Source organism: Lancefieldella parvula DNF00906 (genome assembly GCF_000758945.1).
Taxonomy (GTDB): Bacteria; Actinomycetota; Coriobacteriia; order Coriobacteriales; family Atopobiaceae; genus Lancefieldella; species Lancefieldella parvula_C.
Genome location: NZ_JRND01000033.1, coordinates 1 through 17,276 on the forward strand (window position 1 = coordinate 1; position 17,276 = coordinate 17,276).

Genomic DNA, 17,276 nt, shown 5'->3' on the forward strand with positions numbered 1-17,276 from the left:
ATGTAGGTCTATTTTGAAGGTTTTGCCTATTAGTTTTGACTAGCAACCAGTTACTAGCGTAAGCGCTGATTCTCCAGAAGCATTTGCTGTGCTTACGTCAACATCAATGACGCCTGGTAGATTGCTCGCAATTTCTACAATTTGAGACACGCTAACTTCTTTAGAAAGTTTTCCGTTTACGCGTTGCTCAAAGAGGGCGCCTGCAAGTACACCACGCATATGTTTTGCGTTATGCGATACAACACTGCGCTTTCCCGTACCAGGATCTTCTCGCTGTACGACAACTTGCAGCAGCTCACAAGGATGCTTTGCCGATGGAGTCCACATCTTTCTGTATTCACCCGAGCGACAATCCACAACTATCTGATTTTGTAGAGTAGCGTTTAACAGGGGATTAAGCTGCTTTTTCCAGTAAGTTGCAACGGTACCAACAGTGGGCAGCTTGATTGAGGCAGAAAGTCTATAGTTGGGGAGAAGATCGTGTGGTCTCACAACGCCCCAGAGACCAGAGAAAATCATGATTTCTGAGTTGAGGATATCTGCTGGTAATGTGACCTTTTTCTGCGTGTTTTCTACCGTGACGTTTTCAAGTGTCTGGTTGAATTTTGCAGCCTCAAATAGTACGCCAGTATAGAGATTGAGCGCAGTTGTAGTTGGAGCTTCATAGACGTCCAGGTTGTCGGCAATGTCACCGACGGTATTAGGACCAATTTTAAGCACCTGAGCTGCGTTTGCGTGAGAACAAACCTGGTGTAAGTCCTTGATGAGTTCTTCTCGACAGCTGGTAAGCTCGGAGCCAAACAAAAGTGATGAGAGATCAAGAGAGGGCCCCGAGGTGGGGGCGGTTTTTCCTGACGATGGTGGAAGCAAAATAATCATGAAAATCCTTTTGATACGGGATTTTTAGTTGTTGTTTAGTTTGATTCTAATTTATGTCCGGTGTGCGTGGTAACTTAAGAAGTAAGAAAATTGGAGAGGTGACGTATGGGCTTGCTTCTGTACAAACAACAAACAGGTGCTTTCTTATCAAACTCTATTCAAGAGCAGCTAAGGGCTTCACTTGAGAGGTGGGGGTCTGCTCAGCTTATAGTGCCTTCTTCCGATACTGTGTTGTTAGTTAAGAGACAGCTTGGTGCCATCCAAGAACTCTCGGTTGGCGTGAATGTTTCAACTTTTGATGAGTGGATGCGCGGTCAATGGAAGCTGTATGGAAGCTCTGATCGCCTGCTTTCAAATACGCTTCGCAAGGTATTTTTCCAGCAGATTTTGGATGGAATGTCTGCTGATGAGCTAGGCACTTTAACTACTAGCAAGGGTACGGTGGAGCTTCTTTCTAAGCTTTCTCCAGAGTATCTTTCAGAGCTTGATCAGATTGTGGTCTCTGGCCAACTTTCTGCTGGCCAGATGAGTGCTTGTAAGGTGTTAGAGCGCTACAAGATACTGCTTGAAGAAAAGTCTTACGTTGAGGTGTGTCAGTGTCTGGATTACCTATTGCAGTCCACCCCAGAGCAAGGACCTGCACTGATTTTCTCGCGAGTTGAAGATCTTTCAGAGGCGCGTCTTAAGTTTGTGCGCAGGCTGTCGCAGAAGCGCGACGTGACGTTTTCTCTCTACGTGCCCGAAGGACCTGCAGGTTATGCAGCAGAGCAGCAGCTTGAGTTGGTTGGCGGCCCGGGATGCGATTGTCGTGTGGATGTGGAGTTGGCGCCAGCCGCAAAAAGCCAGGAGCTCACCGATCTTCTCGCCAGGGTGTTCAGGGCCAAGGAGGGCAATGAGGTTACGCCGAGCGGTGCGGTAACGTTTTTGTCGCCGCTGGGCCAGCATGCCGAGGCAGAGTCTATCAGCAGGTACATCTCTCAGTGCGCAGAGTCCGGATGCAAGAGCTTTGCGGTGTACACCTCGGATTCGCAAAGGGTCTGGGACGCGCTTTCGCAAAAGCTTGCAGCTAAGGGAATTGCTGCTCACTATAGGCGTTCAGTGCGTATTCAAGACTCTCTTGCAGGACGTGCGTTTGCTAGCTTGATTGACGCATATGTCACGCTGAGTGAACGCGCAGAGCTCGAGAAAAACATTGACTACCAGGCATCTGACCATCAGATGGGAGATATGTCGTGGTGGCCTCCACGTACTCTTACGGACTATCTGATTTCGCCTATTTCAGGCATAAGCGTTGAGCGCGCGTGGATGCTGGATAAGAGCTGGCGCGGTAATAGAACGCTGTATGCCACTAGAGTGCTTGAGACGCTTTCTAAGGCGGCTATGAGCTCGCGTTTGTGTGCAGAGACTATCAAGAGCCTTGAGCTTGGCAGAATTGGCTCTGCTGCTCAGCGAATTATTGAATACCTAGCTACAGAAACGCCTGATGAGCAGGAAGAGGTTGTTCAATCTAAAGAGTTGACGCTTCAGTCTCTTCAAAACCAAGAGTCGCTTAAGGTAATGAACAAGATTGTTTCTTCTGCGCAGGAGCTGCATGAGGCGGGGTTAAAGCTCACTCCTCAGACACTCAAATCGTTTATTGAGCTCTGCAAAGACCAGACGGTCATGATGCCTGTTTCTAATGGTGTTGAGTCTGATATTCAGGTGCTAATCGCTCCTGTAAGCCAAGCTCATTCTTTTGAGCCACATTCTTTTGATGCCGTTATTTTCCAGGGTATGGATACGTTGAATTTTGGCGTCAAAGCATCAGACGGTGCGCTTCAAGAGTTTGTTCGCCATGCAAGCCAAATGCCTAAGGTATCAGAGTTTGCACGATATCAAAGAGATTTTTATACGGCGCTTACAACTGCTTCTACCAGTGTTGCGTTTGAGAAAGTTGAGCAAAAAGATGTCTTTAATGCAGTAGTTCTCAGTGAGGTTAAAGCATGCTATCCCAAAGACTATGCAAAGAAGACAGGGGTTGCACGCGGAGAAGAAGAGGTACTGGTAAACCTGTTGCCTCAAGCTACTGACCCAGAACGTGTTGCAGAACTCCCAACAATCGAATCTGGTGAAATTGACCCTAAACTCAAAAATATTGTGGTACTCCCACGTCATTTGACTCGGGAGATCCTTGAGCAGGAATTACAAGGTCTTATAGAGGTCTCGCGAGAAGGATTGCCGCTTCTTTCCGCTTCTCAGATTGAGACGTATCTTGAATGTCCCTACAAATGGTTTACGCAACGTCGCATCAAGATTTCTCAGGTAGACACTGACTTTGCTCCAATGCAGATAGGTACCTTTATCCATCGTGTTTTGGAGCTAACACATGCAACACTTTTAGCTGAAGCACTTGGTTGTGATGTGGCTGATGTTGATTCAGTGGTTGAATCTGCGCTTTTACAAGATATTCCTGGCTCTAGGATTACCTCTGATAACCTGGATCATGCAAAACAGGTGTTAGACAGCTGTTTTGTTCAGGTGTGGGATGAGCAATTCAACAACATTAACCGAGCATCTTCAAATGAGCTTATTCCGCATAGCATTCAAGAAAGAAAACAGGTTGAGAATATTCGAGAAAATCTTAAGACTCTTCTCGAGTTTGAAGCTTCGCACTTTATTGGCTATCAGCCTAGGTTCTTTGAGCTTCGTTTTGGTAGAGAAGAAAATGTTGTTGAGTATGCAGGAGCTCAATTTACAGGCTCGATTGACCGCGTAGATGTAAACGCTCATGGTCAGGCACTTATTATTGACTATAAACACAAGGCCACAAAAGATCTGAAGGCTTATTCAGCAAAGTTAAGTCTGGATAGTGAGCTTTCAAAAGAGATTCTGCCAAGGCATGTACAGTCTGCAATATATGCTCAGATTATGAGAAAACAGCTCACCAAGTATAAGCTTGAGCCAGTTGCTGCAATTTATCTGGGCACCAAAGAGCAAAAAGATAAGCCTTCATTTGCTCTTGCAGGCATGGCAACAGAAGCGGCAACAGAGCATATTTGGAACATGAATCCGGAAGATAAAAAGCTCAGGGACCAGGCGGTTATGGTTGTGTCTCAAAACTCAGCGGAGTTTGCAGACTACTTGGACGCTTGGGAGAGTTTGATTGCTCAGAAGGTTCAAGCCATGCTTTCTGGAGATGTTCGAGCCAATCCTTGCGATAAGGATGCATGTAAGTATTGTCCAGTAAAACTGTGCGACAAGAGGAGGTAAGCTACTATGGCTGACACACGTTATACGCCTGGTCAAGAGAAGACCATCAAGACTCTTGATAAGCCTCTTTTTGTTGCAGCAGGTGCAGGTTCAGGAAAAACTTTTACGCTTACACAGAGAATTGTGTGGGCTTTAAAAGAAGGTTCGGGAGCCGACGGAAAGCCGTATCTGAATAGCCTTGACCAGGCATTGATTATTACGTTTACCAATGCCGCAGCTACAGAAATTAAAGAGCGCGTTAGAGAAGCTCTAGAAAAAGAAGGTCTTCATGGCGCTGCGTTGCAGGTTGATGATGCGTGGATTAGTACTATCCACGGTATGTGCAGCAGAATTTTAAAGATTCATGCACTTGATTTGGGTCTTGATCCTGAGTTTGAAATTATTAACGATATGACCAGAAATCAGCTGGTCAATATATCTATTGAAGAAGTACTCAGAGAGCTTTCTCAAGATGAAAGCTATGCTGAGTTTCTCTCAACCTATGCAGGGAACAGAGATGTACTGAAGTCTCGTATTGAAACGCTGATTTCGTACGCTCAGTCATCTCCTGTAGGAATGGATGCTATTTCGTTTGTAGGGGATAGCTCTGACCTGGAAGTTCTAAGAAGAGAGCTTGAAGACCTAGACGCTGCACTTGAAGCACTAAAGGGTGCAATTGCTGCCACAAAACCAGATGAAGCAGAGCAACTACAAAGTGTTCAATCTGATCTTTCAAGTAAATTGCAGCAACACTTGGTTCTCTCGCTCACTGATTTTGACCAGGCGTTTTGGGAGGCTTTGGGAAAAGCCGTCAAGGCCGTTCGTTCCTCAAAAGAAATAAAAATTGTAAAAGATGAAGCTGTGTACCGGCTTAAAATTTGTAGCGCTTTATTTGGACTTATTCAGGACACGTCTGAGGGTCAGTGTCTGAAAGATGTTACTGAGCAGGTCTACAAGCTCTTTAAACAGAAGAAACTTGCTGTTGGCGGCCTTGATAACGATGACCTTTTGCATCTAACGGCAAAGGTGTTCGAAGAGCATCCAGAGATTGCAGCTGTTTACACGGATAAATTCAAGCTTGTAATGGTTGACGAGTTCCAAGATACGGACCAGCAACAGGTGCAGATGATTAAGAGTCTATCAGGTAAAGATGCTCAATATCTCACCACAGTTGGTGATGCGCAGCAGTCAATCTATCGATTCCGCGGTGCTGATGTTGATGTGTTCTTTAGACGTCAAGCAGAGGTTTCAGAAGATTTACAACCTCGTCTTGTAGATAATTTCCGCAGTCACAACGAAATTTTGCGATTTGTTGCAAAGGTTTGCAGCGCTGACGGCATGATACCTAACTTTATGGATTTGTCTGCTGGGCGAGAAGAACCTGCAACTCCGTTCATTGCTCATTCGCCTCGCGTATATTTTGAAGTCACAAAATTTGAAAAGTCAGGAAATTCTAAGCCGGGCGATGATGTCACAAGAAGCCAGCTTGTTGCGTATCAGCTTGCAGACAGAATCAACACGCTTATGCAGGATGAGAAGATCCAAGCAAAAGATGTTGCAATTTTGATGAAATCAGTTAAAAAGGCACAGCCCTATATTGAGGCACTTCGTACCTTTGGAATTGCAAGCGTGGTTTCTGGAGCATCAACGTTTGGTGAGCAGCCTGAGGTTCAGCTGATTGGTAGTCTTTTACAGGCACTCGCAAATATGTACGATTCATACGAGGGGCTGTTCCCTGTACTCTCGAGTGAGATTTTTAGTCTTGATGCGTCTGACCTGCTTCTCTTGGGCACTAATTTTGGAGAAAATGGTCAGAGGATCACCAATAGAGATATTGCAGAGTCAGTGGTAAATGACGCATTTAATCCACCTTTTGAGGTAAGTCCAAAGCTCAAAAATGCTTTAGAGGTGTTAAGTAACGCTCGTAGCTCTCTTTCAAACAAGAGAGTTTCAGACGTTATTAAAAAGGTAGTTCTTGATGCTGGATGGATTTCTCGCCTTCAAAAGGTGGGAAATGAGGGACAGTCAAAGATTGCAAATATCTTTGCCGCTCTTGAACAAATTGATAGCTTGCAAAAGGAGCTGAGCATTGGCGTAGCTTCAGTCGCAAAAGCGTTTAGTCAATGGTGTAACACGGCTAAAGAGTCGCCAAAAGTGCTTCACTGCAGCACTCAAAACGCCGTAACTTTTATGACCATTCATGCTTCTAAGGGGTTGGAATTTCCTGTTGTTGCTGTTGTAGGAGCTGTATCTGGCCCTAAGGCAGGCGCTGGCAGTGAACCATTTTTGCATGTTAGAAAAGACGATTCGTATCAGATTGCGTTCTCAAGCAGTTCTAAAAAACTTCATGAGTTGTATGATGGCTGTCATGAGGTTCCCACAAGCCTTGATGAGTGTAAGAACCTTCTTGAGTGGAGAATGTTCCTGGAAACTCAAGAGAATGAGTTTGAAGAGCAGGAGCAGAATCGCCGTTTGTATGTTGCTTTAACACGCGCTCGCGAAGCAGTCATTCTTACTTCAACCATCGACCTTACTAAAGAGGGAATTAGTCCTCGTTATACACGCAAAATTACAAATGCCTTGTTTGAAGAGCCGCCACTTTCTGCTGGTGAGCATTCGTTTGAATATGGCGGAGATTTTGCTGGTTGTATGCGTGTGGTTCAGGGTTCTGGCAAGAAGGATGAGCCAATTCAGGTTGAAGGTTTAGAGTTGGTTGAACCTTTTGGCGACAAGTCCGAACCTTCTGATTGCAAGCCAAGTGAAGAGGAAAACTCTCAGGCTGTTGAAACGTTTGACCTCTATGAGAAGGTAAGACTAAGTGTTACTTCAGAAACTACTTATGACCAGCGAGAAGGTTTCTTTAGTTACTCATCAGCTCACCAACAAATGGCAGAGAACTTTACGGCCCAGAATAACCAGAAACTTGAAGACCAGTCTCAGGTAGAACGCCAGGAACAAGAGGAGGATAACCTTCAACCAACAACTGAGACTTCCGTTGTTTTGCCTGACACATTAGCTGACGATGGAGTAGATCCAACAAGCCTCGGCTCAGCCTTCCATGAGCTTGCTCAGATTATGGTTGAGACTCAGTCTAAGGTTGATGAACAAACTATCGAAAGACAATGCCTTAAGAATAGCGTTCCTCAGCGCGCGGTATCACGAGTCAAACAAGCACTTGAGCTGTGGAGCAACTCTGCAATTAGACAAGAAGCATTAGCTCATGATGTGGTTATTGCGGAGTCTCCCTTTACGCTGCAGGTTGATTCTGAATATGGGAACTATGTAGAAGGAGCCATCGATCTTCTCGCTTATAATAAGGGAAGCAAAGATGCGCTGGTAGTTGACTATAAAACAGGCGATAAGGGCCTTAGTGCAACTCAGATTTATGAGCATCATCAGATGCAGGCAAACTTCTATGCCTACGTCTTGATGCAGCACGGATTTACTAAGGTTGAGTGCGCATTTGTTTGTGTTGAGGTTGAAGAAGCTGGTCAGCCACACGTTGCTCGTTACACGTTTGATGTAAACCATCAACCACGGCTTTAAGGAGGCAAGAACGTGCCTTTTGCACATGTTGTTTTAGACATACCAACTCGTGCTCTTTCTGGCACGTTTGATTACGCCATTCCAGAATCTTTGGAAGAAACTGCGGTTGTAGGAACAACAGTCTTGGTGCCGTTTTCTCACAGGCAGGTTGTTGGCTACATTGTGGGTGTCTCAGACCGTGTGTCTTTAGGTTTAGATGTTTCTCGCGTCCTTCCAATAACACAAGTTCTAGCAGATTCAGCATTTGATGAGCAATCTGCGCAAGTAGCAGAATGGATGAGCAAAGAATACGCCTGTAGTTACGCAGACGCTTTGCATCCATTTTTAGCGCCTGGCCAAAAGGTTAAAGTCACCAGGAAAGACTCAGAATCTCCTTGGCAGCTTGTTTGTGAGAAGTCCGGTCCTGTTGATGAGCGATGGGTTGAACTGACAGAAAATGCGGCTGACTTTACGCCTGCGGCAAATGCAAGCAAGCAGCGATCGGTGCTTGAGGCTCTGGCGCAGGGCGCCATGAGGTTATCCGAGCTCTCGGCCACAATCCCAGGAGCTCGCAGCGCAGTAACTGCACTGCAGAAAAAGGGTGTCGTTGAGGTGCGCACACAGCGACAATTTCGTGGAAGCCAGGAGGGTCTGGGAACCACGCTTTCAAGTGGTGTAGCACCTCGTCCTCAGCAACTTACTGAAGGGCAAGAGTCTGCTCTTGCAGCAATTAAGACTGCACAAGCTGCTGCTCAGGGCGATGTTGTGCTGATTGATGGCGTAACGGGCTCAGGTAAAACCGAGGTATATCTCTCTGCTATTGAGAAGACTTTAGCGGCGGGCAAGGGTGCTGTAGTACTTGTGCCAGAAATTTCTCTTACTGCGCAAACAGTTGGCCGATTCCGCTCACGTTTTGGTGAGCAGGTGGCCGTTCTCCACTCAAAGCTTTCATTCGGTGAGCGTTTTGACCAGTGGGATTTGATTAGGCAGGGTAGGGCTCGCGTGGTAGTAGGTGCTCGATCTGCCCTGTTTGCGCCCATCCAAAACCCTGGACTGTACATTATTGACGAGGAACACGAGGCTTCATACAAGCAAGATTCGCTCCCACGCTATCACGCAAGAGAGGTTGCTGCTCAGATGGCGCGTCTCCGCGGTGCTGCGCTGGTGCTTGGTTCTGCAACACCTTCGCTTGAGAGCTTATACCGAACAGCTCAAGGAAGCTGGCGTGGCACTAACTGGACACGTGTTGCCATGACCGAAAGGCCTGGTGTGGCGGTGCTCCCGCAGGTCCAGGTAGTTGATATGGCTTCCCAGTTTAAAAATGGAGGCAGATCGGTCTTTTCGGCAGCTCTTGCTCTTGCGCTACAGGAGACAACAGAGCGTGGCGAGAAAAGCGTTCTGCTCCTCAATCGGCGTGGATTCGCAAACTTTTTGATGTGTCGTGAGTGTGGCTGTGTGCCCGAGTGTCCGCATTGCTCGACGTCTCTCACGTACCATGAGCGCACGCATTCTCTGGTCTGTCATAGTTGTGGCAGGCAGTGGTCTCAGCATGCGTATCCTAACCCTTCCAGCAAATGTCCAAACTGCGGCAGCCGTTATATGGGTGCATATGGCGTGGGGACGCAGCGTGTAGAAGACGAGCTCAAACTTTTGCTGGGCAGCGATGCGCCAATTATTCGTATGGATGCCGATACTACGGCCAAAAAGGGCGAACATCAGCGTCTTCTTGAGCTTTTTGATGCAACCCCTGGAGCGGTGCTCATTGGTACGCAGATGATCGCAAAGGGTCTGGATTTTCCTGATGTCACCTTGGTTGGTGTTATCAACGCCGATACCATGCTTAAGCTGCCAGATTTTAGAGCAGCTGAGAGAACCTTTGATTTGCTGGAGCAGGTTGCTGGTCGTGCAGGCAGGGGAGAAAAGCCAGGTAAGGTCATCATTCAGTCATACTGGTCAACACATCCTGCTATTGCTTCTGTTGTGACCCATGACAGACGTCCGTTTCTTGACGCTGAGCTTAAAGAAAGAAGAGAAGGAGCTTATCCGCCCTTCTCGCGCTTGTCTAACGTGCTTTTCTGGGGCGCTTCAGAAAAAGAAGTTCGCCGCGTAGCAGATCAGATGGCAGAGGCGCTTCACGCAAAGTTAGATTTACAATCTGGATGGGAAATTTTGGGTCCTGCTGATTGTGTAAAAGCTAAGGTAAAAGATAAGTATCGCAGACATATTTTAGTAAAATCTCCCGTGGACGCTCAGGTGGGAGAAATTCTTTCTGAGTGTGCTGCTTCGCTTGATAAAAGAGTGGGTATCAACATGACATTAGATGTTGACGCTTATGACATGATGTAAGGATAGTTATGAGTTCTGAAGCTGATGATATGGTACTTTGGCCAGACCCTCGTCTAAGTCAAAAGTGTGAAGAAATTGACGATATTAACGACGATGTCCGTAAGATGGCCGAGCATATGCTCAAGGTTATGTATGCCACCGACGGCGTTGGTCTTGCGGGCCCTCAGGTTGGTTACATGAAGCGCATGGTAGTCATCGATGTTGACTATCCTAACGGCCAAGAGAACCCTTTTGTGCTCATTAATCCAGAGATTAAAGTTGCAGATGGTGAGCCTCGTGTGTACGAGGAGGGCTGTCTTTCGTTCCCAGGCATTACTGTTCCGGTTACGCGCCCAAGCCATGTTGTCGTTCACGCATATAACCTCGATGGTGATCTTATGCGCTATGAAGCAGAAGGAGATCTTCTCGCCGTCTGCCTGCAACATGAGATTGACCACATCAACGGCGTAACCATGCCTGATCACCTGGGACCAGGTGCTCGTATGGAGACGCTGCAGGAGTACAAAGAGGCGCTGGCTTCTGGCGCTCGTCCTGGTCAAACAGACTATTAGGAGTTGACATGCGCGTAGTCTTTATGGGAACTCCAGACTTTGCTGTTCCGTCGCTCAAAAAACTTGCCCATGATCACCAGGTAGCTCTGGTTATTACAAGGCCAGATGCCGTTCGTGGTCGTGGTAAAACGCTTGAGCCATCTCCCGTAAAAGAATGCGCACAAAAGCTTGGTCTGCCCGTTCTTGAGGCAAATCGCATGACTCCAGAAGTAATTTCTGCTATGCGTGAAGCACAACCAGAAGCGCTCTGCGTGGTTGCTTTTGGCTGCATTTTGCCAGATGAGGTAGTCTCTCTTGCGCCTTACGGTGCTCTGAACGTTCACGCATCACTGCTACCTCGCTGGCGAGGAGCTGCTCCAATTCAGCGCGCAATCCTTGCAGGTGATGCTGTTGCTGGCGTTTCTATCATGAAAATTGCTCATGAACTTGATGCAGGAGATTGGTGCAAACAAGCATCGTGTGAGGTAGGCTCCAAAAATACCGAGCAGCTCACTGATGCTCTAGCACAGCTAGGTGCTGATGCTCTCTCCGAGGCTCTTTCTGAGCTCAAGGAAGGCTCTCTTGAGTGGCATGCGCAAGATGAGCGAGAAGTAACGTTTGCTCCTAAAGTTACCAAGCAAGAAATGAAGCTTGCTCCAGAAGATTCAGCCCAGGTAAATGCGTTGAGGGTTCAGGCTTCGTCTGATACCGCTCCTGCTCGCGTATCTGTTGGAGGAAGGTCTCTTCGCGCTTTGTCCGCTCAGGTAGCACCAAGTGAAGCCTCTGTTGCTCAAGGTCAGGTCGCTCTTCAAGATCATAGGTTGTTCCTTGGTTGCTCAGAAGGCATCCTTGAGCTTCTTGAGGTGCGTCCAGATGGCAAGCGCTCTATGGATGCAAAATCATTTGCCGCAGGACTTCAGAAGTCCCAGATGACCTGGCAGATGCTTCAATAATGGCCACCTTAACTCCTGCTCGAAGAGTAGCCTATCAGGCATTCTTTGAGTGTAGACGCAATAATTTACGTATTCGTGATTACTTACGAGAGTCAAAAGATTTCTTGGAACTCTCTGTACAAGACAAAGCTTTTGCTACTCGTCTTGCTCTGGGAGCAACGCTTACCAAAGGTAAGCTTGATGAAGCTTTAAAGAATCATCTTAAGTCAGGTATTCATCTAGAGCCAAAGGTACAGGACGCTCTCCGTATTGCTGTATTTGAGGTTTTATATTTAGAGACTAGACGTGACGCCGCCATTAGCCAAGGTGTTGAGCTGGTAAAGTCTGTCTCAAAGCGTTCTTCTGGTCTTGCAAATGCTGTGCTTAGAAAAATTTCTGAAAAAGAAGCTCAGCTTACGCGTACAAAGAATCCCAAATCTCCTTCAGAGCTTTCGTGGGCGTCAGGCATTCCTGAGTGGATTTGTTTGGAGATTATTGAGTCGCTGGGAGAGTCTGCCGCTCAAAAGCTCATTCTTAATTTAAAGAACCCCGCTCCTGTGTATGTCTTACAAAGAAACGTATCAGAGCAGCAATTGCAGAGCAGCTCTTTAGAGCTACAGCAAACAGTTCTGCCAGATGTGTATGAGGTAAAAAATCCTGCTCAACTTAACGTTGACGCATATGTAAAGAGAGTTCAGCTTGTTCCTGCAGATTTAGCTTCTCAGCTTGTGGCACTTCTTACCGCTTCCTATGCTCACCATACTCTTCTTGAGGTTGGACAGGGCAGAGGAACTAAGTCCTTACTGCTCTCTCATGCTTTTGAGGTACTTGGTAAAAAGGATGTTCCGATTACTGCCGTGGAGCTTGTAAAAGGAAAGTCCCACGTTTCAAAAAGAAGATTGAAAACTGCTGGCCTTTCAGATCAGGTTACATCACTCACGTTTGACGCTACACAGTTTATGTCACCAGAGGTTCCAGAGGAGCTTAATCAGAGCTTTGACGTGGTGTTTATTGACGCTCCCTGTTCTGGTTTGGGCACCCTTCGTCGTCATCCAGAGATTGCGTGGAATTTGTCACCAGAAAGTCTGTATGACGGAGGAGAGCTTACTGCTTTACAGACCAAACTCTTGCAGAGCTGCAGCAGCCGTGTAGAGATTGGTGGCTATTTAGTCTATGCAACGTGCTCGCTCTCAAATTCAGAGAATCAGCAGGTTATTGACGATTTTCTTGCAAGTTCAGAGGGTTCTCACTTTGAGGTGCAAAATCTTTTTGAGTGCCCCGCGCGCGCATGCTTAACGACAGATGCACAAGAGTTTCTCGATACGTGCATTACACCAGAGGGATTTTTGCAGACAGCTTTTGCGTCTGCTGATTGTGATGCTCACTTTATGGCGGTCCTTAAGCGCAAATAAAAGCTCTTGCTGTGTATCACAACAAGAGCTTCACAAATACGGTTTATGAGCGGTCTAGAGAGCCAAAAAGCGTTGAATTACTTTCCTTTGCTATCGGTGTTATAGAAGCCGCTACCCTTAAAGACAATGGTTGAGGTGTTGTAAACGCGCTCAGTCTCGTGTCCGCATTTTGGGCACTGAGGAGCTTCAATCTTCAGGCTCATTGGGCGCTCAATTTCAAAGGTATTGTCGCAGTGTGTGCAATGATAGCTATAACGTGCCATGCATCCTCCATGAAAACAATTTATAAACGTGAGATACTTTACCCTACTTAGAGTAGATATTTCACGATTGCAACTAATAAGTTTGTTTACGGAGGTATTATGCAGGTGACCGGTGCAATTTTTGATTGCGATGGAACTCTTGTTGATTCAATGCACGTTTGGCACAACGTTTTTGGCGCTGTTCTTCCTAAATACGGCAAGACTATTGATTCGGATATTTTTGACCGCGTAGAGGCTGTTTCCCTCATTGGTGGATGTCAGATTTGCGTTGATGAGCTGGATTTGCCTATTACAGCGGAAGCTTTATATGAAGAGTTCTGCGCGTACGTAACTGATCAGTACCGACATCATGTTTCAATCATTCCCGGTGCAAAGGAGTTCTTACAGGAACTCCACGACGCAGGCATTCCTATGGCCGTTGCTTCGTCAACTCCCGTGCGAGAAGTTCGTGCAGCTCTGGCAGCTCAAGGTATTGAGCACCTCTTTAAAACAGTGGTCTCAACGGAAGATGTGGGGGGAGTGGACAAGGTTGAGCCAGATGTTTACCTTGAGGCTCTTCGCCGTCTTGGCACTGATAAGGCAACTACCTGGGTCTTCGAGGATGCTCCGTTTGGCGCACAGACAGCACAAAATGCAGGCTTTCCTGTGGCTGTACTCTACAACGACCACGATGGCCGCGACCCCGTCTTTATGCGCGAGCACTCTAACATCTTTGCCCACACCTACGGCGAGCTGTCGCTTCTGCGCCTTCAGGACTACGAGCGCCCTCTGACCGCAGCGCCTTCTGGCGAGAAACCCCTTGAGGTCCTTGTTGTGGGCGGATCCCCAGAGGCGGTTTCGCACACGACGCTGTCTACCTGCGCCCAAAGCGCTGACTACCTGATAGCGGTTGACCATGGCGCAGATGTCTGTCACGCTGCCGGCGTGATTCCACAACTTGCGCTTGGAGACTTTGACTCCGCTACACCAGAAACTCTGGCTTGGCTCAAAGAGCAGCAGGTACCTTGCATGAAGTTTAATGCGGACAAGTACGATACCGACCTGGCGCTAGCATTGAAATCAGCTGAATATGAGGCAATTCGTAGAGATAGCAAGCTCTCTCTGACGGTTGTCTCCACATCTGGCGGCCACCTTGATCACCAGCTTGTAGTGCTTGGTCTTCTCGCCACGTGGGCAAAGACGGGCAAGGCAAGCGTTCGAGTTATTGAGAATGACTTTGAGATGCGCTTTTTAGTTGCTGGCCAGGTGGATTCTTGGCAGCTGAACACTATCAATGTAGGTAAAAAGATTTCTCTTGTAGCTTTGTCAGAGGAGTGCGAGGTTTCTGAGGCCGGCATGAAGTGGAATCTTGATCACCAGAAGTTCACCTTGCTGGGAGACGACGGTATTTCAAACATAGTTGAATCAGACAATTCCTGGGTAAGGTGCGAGAAGGGCTGTCTTTTGGTGCAGCTTTGGAACTAAAACGTTCATCGAGTCGCGTTGGGGCTGCGTTTGAGTTACAAAGCCCCAACGAGCGGCTGTAAGTCCAGCAAGAAGTATTAGATGTTGCTGTCAGATAATCGAACTAAGAAAAAAGGTCGCCGAAGCGACCTTTTTAAGTTTGAGGTAAGACGAGCTAAGCTGCTTAGTTGCGAGCAATCTTACCGGACTTGAGGCAACGGGAGCAAACATTCATCTTCTTGCGCTGGCCATCGACAACGACAGTAACACGCTGGATGTTTGGCTTAAAGGTGCGGGCCACAGTACGGTGAGAGTGGGAGATGGAGCGACCGGCAACGGCGTGCTTACCGCAGAAATCACAGACCTTCGACATGAGTAAGACCTCCATAGGATAGGCGCCTTCTGCGCCTAAAATTTCCAAATAGCCGAATAAATATAGCACAATATATTGTGTTGTCAAAGCATGAATATAACATTCACAATTAGATAGCTTTTAGACAGCTTTTGAATGTTTTTCATTTATTACACCAAGATTAAATAACAAGAAAAAGATTTGTCAATTGCAAGGTTATCAACTTGTATATATAAGCCGCTTTAATAATAAATGTGCTCTGCGGTATACTAAATAACAATGACTAACCCTGGTTCTTGCGAGAGGAGTTATGTAATGACTACCGCTGTTCCCGGAACACTAAGAGTTTCTAATGATTGCCTTGCTGACCTGGCGGGCTATGCAGCTATGGAATGTTATGGCGTTGTTGGCATGGCAGAGATTGATGAGGCAGCAGGTGTTGCTCGTCTTCTTCCAACGTACCGACTTCGTAAGGGTATTGATGTGACCCCAACTCCTAAGGGAGTTCAGGTTGACCTTCACATTGTTGTTGAGCAGGGCGTTAACATGGCGTCTGTTGTCGACAATCTTGAGAGCTCAGTAAAGTTTTTGCTTAAGCAAATTGCAGAGCTTTCATGTGTTGATGTAACTGTACATATCGAGGCCATGCGTAATTCTCGCTAAGCTTTTTGCTTCAAATGAGTAGGAACTGAGGTCTAACGTGATTTCAAATGTCATTCGTACATGCTTCCCTGTAGCCGCCCTTGCCGTTGCAGACAAAGCAGAAGAGATCAACAAGCTCAACGTTTTCCCTGTACCAGATGGAGACACTGGCACTAACATGTCCCTTACCTTGGGCACCGTTGTTCGTGAGGTTCAAGATCTTCCTCAAGATGCAAGCATGCAGGATATTGCAAAGGCAATCACTCACGGTTCTTTGATGGGAGCTCGTGGTAACTCTGGCGTTATTACGTCTCAGATTCTTCGTGGTATTGCCGAGGGTCTGTGTGACGTTAAAAATCCTGAGGCAGTAACTCCAAAGGATATTGCTCACGCATTCCGCCGCGGTAAAGAGGTTGCGTTTAAGGCTGTTAGAAAGCCTGTTGAAGGCACTATTCTTACCGTCCTTAAAGATGTTTCTGCTAAGGCAGACTCCCTTGAGAAGTCTCAGCTCACTCCAGTTGAGGTTTTGGATGCCCTGGTTGTTGAGGCATATGAGTCCGTTGCTCGTACTCCCGAGCTTCTTCCCGTTCTTAAAGAGAATGGCGTTGTTGACTCCGGTGCGTTTGGTTTTGCAACCTTCCTTGAGGGCTTTGTAAATGCTGTTACTGGCAAGACTGAGACTACTGATTTCCAGACAACCGTTTCTGTTTCTGACGCTAAGGCTGCTACCAGCGCTAAGGTTGAGATTGAGCTCAACGATGACTGGGAGGGTTCTGAGTATCGCTACTGCAATGAGTTCCTCTTTAAGGCAGATAGTCCTGACTTTGACGAGGATGCAGCTCTGAACTTCCTGGCAACTATGGGTGATTGTGAGCTTCTTGTTGGTGCAAACCCAGACTATAAGATTCACGTTCATTCAAATACTCCTAACAAGGTTCTTGAGTACATGCTTCAGTACGGCCAGATTTTTGAGGTCTTCATTCACAACATGGACCTTGAGGCTAAGGAGCGTACCGAGAAGATCGCTGAAGATAAGAAGGCTGCAGCTGCACCTAAAAAGGAGCTTGGCTTTGTTGCCGTAACCGCTGGTTCTGGCGCTGCATCAATCTTGAAGTCTCTTGGCGTGGACGTTGTTGTTTCTGGTGGTCAGACTATGAACCCTTCAACTGCAGATATTCTTGCTGCAATTGAAGAGGCCAATGCAGACCAGGTCATTGTTATGCCAAACAACTCCAACATTCGTATGGCAGCAGAGGCTGCTGCAAGCGCATGTGAGGATGTTAAGGTTGCCGTTATTCCAACCAAGTCTGTTCTTCAGGCATTTGCTGCAATGTTTGTTGTTGCAGATGGCGTTCCATTTGAAGAGCTTGTAGAAGAGATGACTGACGCTATCTCTGGCGTTCGCTACGGTGAGGTAACCACTGCAGTCCGCGATTCTTCTGCAGCTGACGGCACTCCTATCCACGATGGTGATGTCATGGGTATCCAGGGCGGCTCCATTGATGTTGTCGGCTCTGATGTCATGAAGGTCACGCTTGACCTTATCGCTAAGATGCAAGAGGAGGAAGAGGGCGACAACCTCACCATTCTTGCAGGTGAAGACTTCTCTGACGAGCAGCTCGATCTTCTCGCCAGCAAGATTGAGGACACCTATCCAGACCTTGAGGTTGATGCTCAGCGCGGCGAGCAGCCACTCTATCCAGTTATCTTCTCTATTGAGTAGG

General features: G+C 47.1%; 12 protein-coding genes. 9 read left to right on the forward strand and 3 right to left on the reverse strand.

Annotated features, from left to right (window positions below):
- Positions 1-39: 39 nt before the first annotated feature.
- On the reverse strand, positions 40-879 hold the full coding sequence (locus tag HMPREF1647_RS06120) for a YaaA family protein (RefSeq protein ID WP_052039172.1): 840 nt from the start codon (positions 877-879) through the stop codon (positions 40-42).
- A gap of 105 nt (positions 880-984) precedes the next feature.
- On the opposite strand from HMPREF1647_RS06120, the gene HMPREF1647_RS06125 reads away from it, so the two are divergent.
- Genes HMPREF1647_RS06125 through HMPREF1647_RS06150 form a run of 6 tightly spaced genes read left to right on the forward strand, consistent with a single transcriptional unit; the run spans position 985 to position 12,852 of the window.
- Positions 985-4,128 (forward strand): PD-(D/E)XK nuclease family protein, encoded by a 3,144-nt coding sequence (locus HMPREF1647_RS06125; RefSeq protein WP_035433097.1) that lies wholly within the window; start codon positions 985-987, stop codon positions 4,126-4,128.
- A 6-nt stretch (positions 4,129-4,134) separates the two neighbouring features.
- The gene (locus tag HMPREF1647_RS06130; RefSeq protein ID WP_035433099.1) at positions 4,135-7,653 is read left to right on the forward strand and encodes a UvrD-helicase domain-containing protein; all 3,519 of its coding nucleotides are present in this window, start codon (positions 4,135-4,137) and stop codon (positions 7,651-7,653) included.
- Positions 7,654-7,665: 12 nt separating this feature from the next.
- Entirely contained in the window at positions 7,666-9,978 is a 2,313-nt protein-coding gene (priA, locus tag HMPREF1647_RS06135) for a replication restart helicase PriA (RefSeq protein ID WP_035433101.1), read from the forward strand.
- Between the two features lie 8 nt (positions 9,979-9,986).
- Positions 9,987-10,529: a peptide deformylase gene (gene def, locus HMPREF1647_RS06140; protein WP_035433103.1), complete on the forward strand. Its 543-nt coding sequence runs from the start codon at positions 9,987-9,989 to the stop codon at positions 10,527-10,529.
- Positions 10,530-10,537: 8 nt separating this feature from the next.
- Positions 10,538-11,461 carry a methionyl-tRNA formyltransferase gene (gene fmt, locus HMPREF1647_RS06145; protein ID WP_035433105.1) on the forward strand — a complete coding sequence of 308 codons (924 nt, stop codon included), beginning with the start codon at positions 10,538-10,540 and terminating at the stop codon, positions 11,459-11,461.
- Positions 11,461-12,852, forward strand: coding sequence for an RsmB/NOP family class I SAM-dependent RNA methyltransferase (locus HMPREF1647_RS06150; RefSeq protein WP_035433107.1), 1,392 nt, complete (start codon positions 11,461-11,463; stop codon positions 12,850-12,852). Before fmt ends, HMPREF1647_RS06150 begins: the two co-directional genes overlap by 1 nt.
- Positions 12,853-12,929: 77 nt before the next feature.
- Here HMPREF1647_RS06150 and HMPREF1647_RS06155 read toward each other — a convergent pair whose 3' ends face one another.
- Entirely contained in the window at positions 12,930-13,115 is a 186-nt protein-coding gene (locus tag HMPREF1647_RS06155) for an FmdB family zinc ribbon protein (protein ID WP_035427745.1), read from the reverse strand.
- Positions 13,116-13,214: 99 nt separating this feature from the next.
- Between HMPREF1647_RS06155 and HMPREF1647_RS06160 the strand changes: the two genes are divergently transcribed.
- Complete coding sequence (locus tag HMPREF1647_RS06160) at positions 13,215-14,579, forward strand: thiamine diphosphokinase (RefSeq protein WP_035433109.1); 1,365 nt, start codon at positions 13,215-13,217, stop codon at positions 14,577-14,579.
- A gap of 163 nt (positions 14,580-14,742) precedes the next feature.
- Here HMPREF1647_RS06160 and rpmB read toward each other — a convergent pair whose 3' ends face one another.
- Positions 14,743-14,931 (reverse strand): 50S ribosomal protein L28, encoded by a 189-nt coding sequence (rpmB, locus tag HMPREF1647_RS06165; RefSeq protein ID WP_012808949.1) that lies wholly within the window; start codon positions 14,929-14,931, stop codon positions 14,743-14,745.
- A 294-nt stretch (positions 14,932-15,225) separates the two neighbouring features.
- Between rpmB and HMPREF1647_RS06170 the strand changes: the two genes are divergently transcribed.
- Positions 15,226-15,573 (forward strand): Asp23/Gls24 family envelope stress response protein, encoded by a 348-nt coding sequence (locus tag HMPREF1647_RS06170; protein ID WP_035427743.1) that lies wholly within the window; start codon positions 15,226-15,228, stop codon positions 15,571-15,573.
- Between the two features lie 37 nt (positions 15,574-15,610).
- Complete coding sequence (locus tag HMPREF1647_RS06175) at positions 15,611-17,275, forward strand: DAK2 domain-containing protein (RefSeq protein WP_035433111.1); 1,665 nt, start codon at positions 15,611-15,613, stop codon at positions 17,273-17,275.
- Position 17,276: the final 1 nt, after the last annotated feature.

Excerpts from the sequence above, each read along its gene's own strand:
- fmt (WP_035433105.1), top strand. The coding sequence starts at position 10,538 with ATGCGCGTAGTCTTTATGGGAACTCCAGACTTTGCTGTTCCGTCGCTC.
- HMPREF1647_RS06130 (WP_035433099.1), top strand. The coding sequence starts at position 4,135 with ATGGCTGACACACGTTATACGCCTGGTCAAGAGAAGACCATCAAGACT.
- rpmB (WP_012808949.1), bottom strand. The coding sequence starts at position 14,931 with ATGTCGAAGGTCTGTGATTTCTGCGGTAAGCACGCCGTTGCCGGTCGC.
- HMPREF1647_RS06155 (WP_035427745.1), bottom strand. The coding sequence starts at position 13,115 with ATGGCACGTTATAGCTATCATTGCACACACTGCGACAATACCTTTGAA.
- HMPREF1647_RS06170 (WP_035427743.1), top strand. The coding sequence starts at position 15,226 with ATGACTACCGCTGTTCCCGGAACACTAAGAGTTTCTAATGATTGCCTT.
- def (WP_035433103.1), top strand. The coding sequence starts at position 9,987 with ATGAGTTCTGAAGCTGATGATATGGTACTTTGGCCAGACCCTCGTCTA.
- HMPREF1647_RS06160 (WP_035433109.1), top strand. The coding sequence starts at position 13,215 with ATGCAGGTGACCGGTGCAATTTTTGATTGCGATGGAACTCTTGTTGAT.
- HMPREF1647_RS06120 (WP_052039172.1), bottom strand. The coding sequence starts at position 879 with ATGATTATTTTGCTTCCACCATCGTCAGGAAAAACCGCCCCCACCTCG.
- HMPREF1647_RS06125 (WP_035433097.1), top strand. The coding sequence starts at position 985 with ATGGGCTTGCTTCTGTACAAACAACAAACAGGTGCTTTCTTATCAAAC.
- HMPREF1647_RS06150 (WP_035433107.1), top strand. The coding sequence starts at position 11,461 with ATGGCCACCTTAACTCCTGCTCGAAGAGTAGCCTATCAGGCATTCTTT.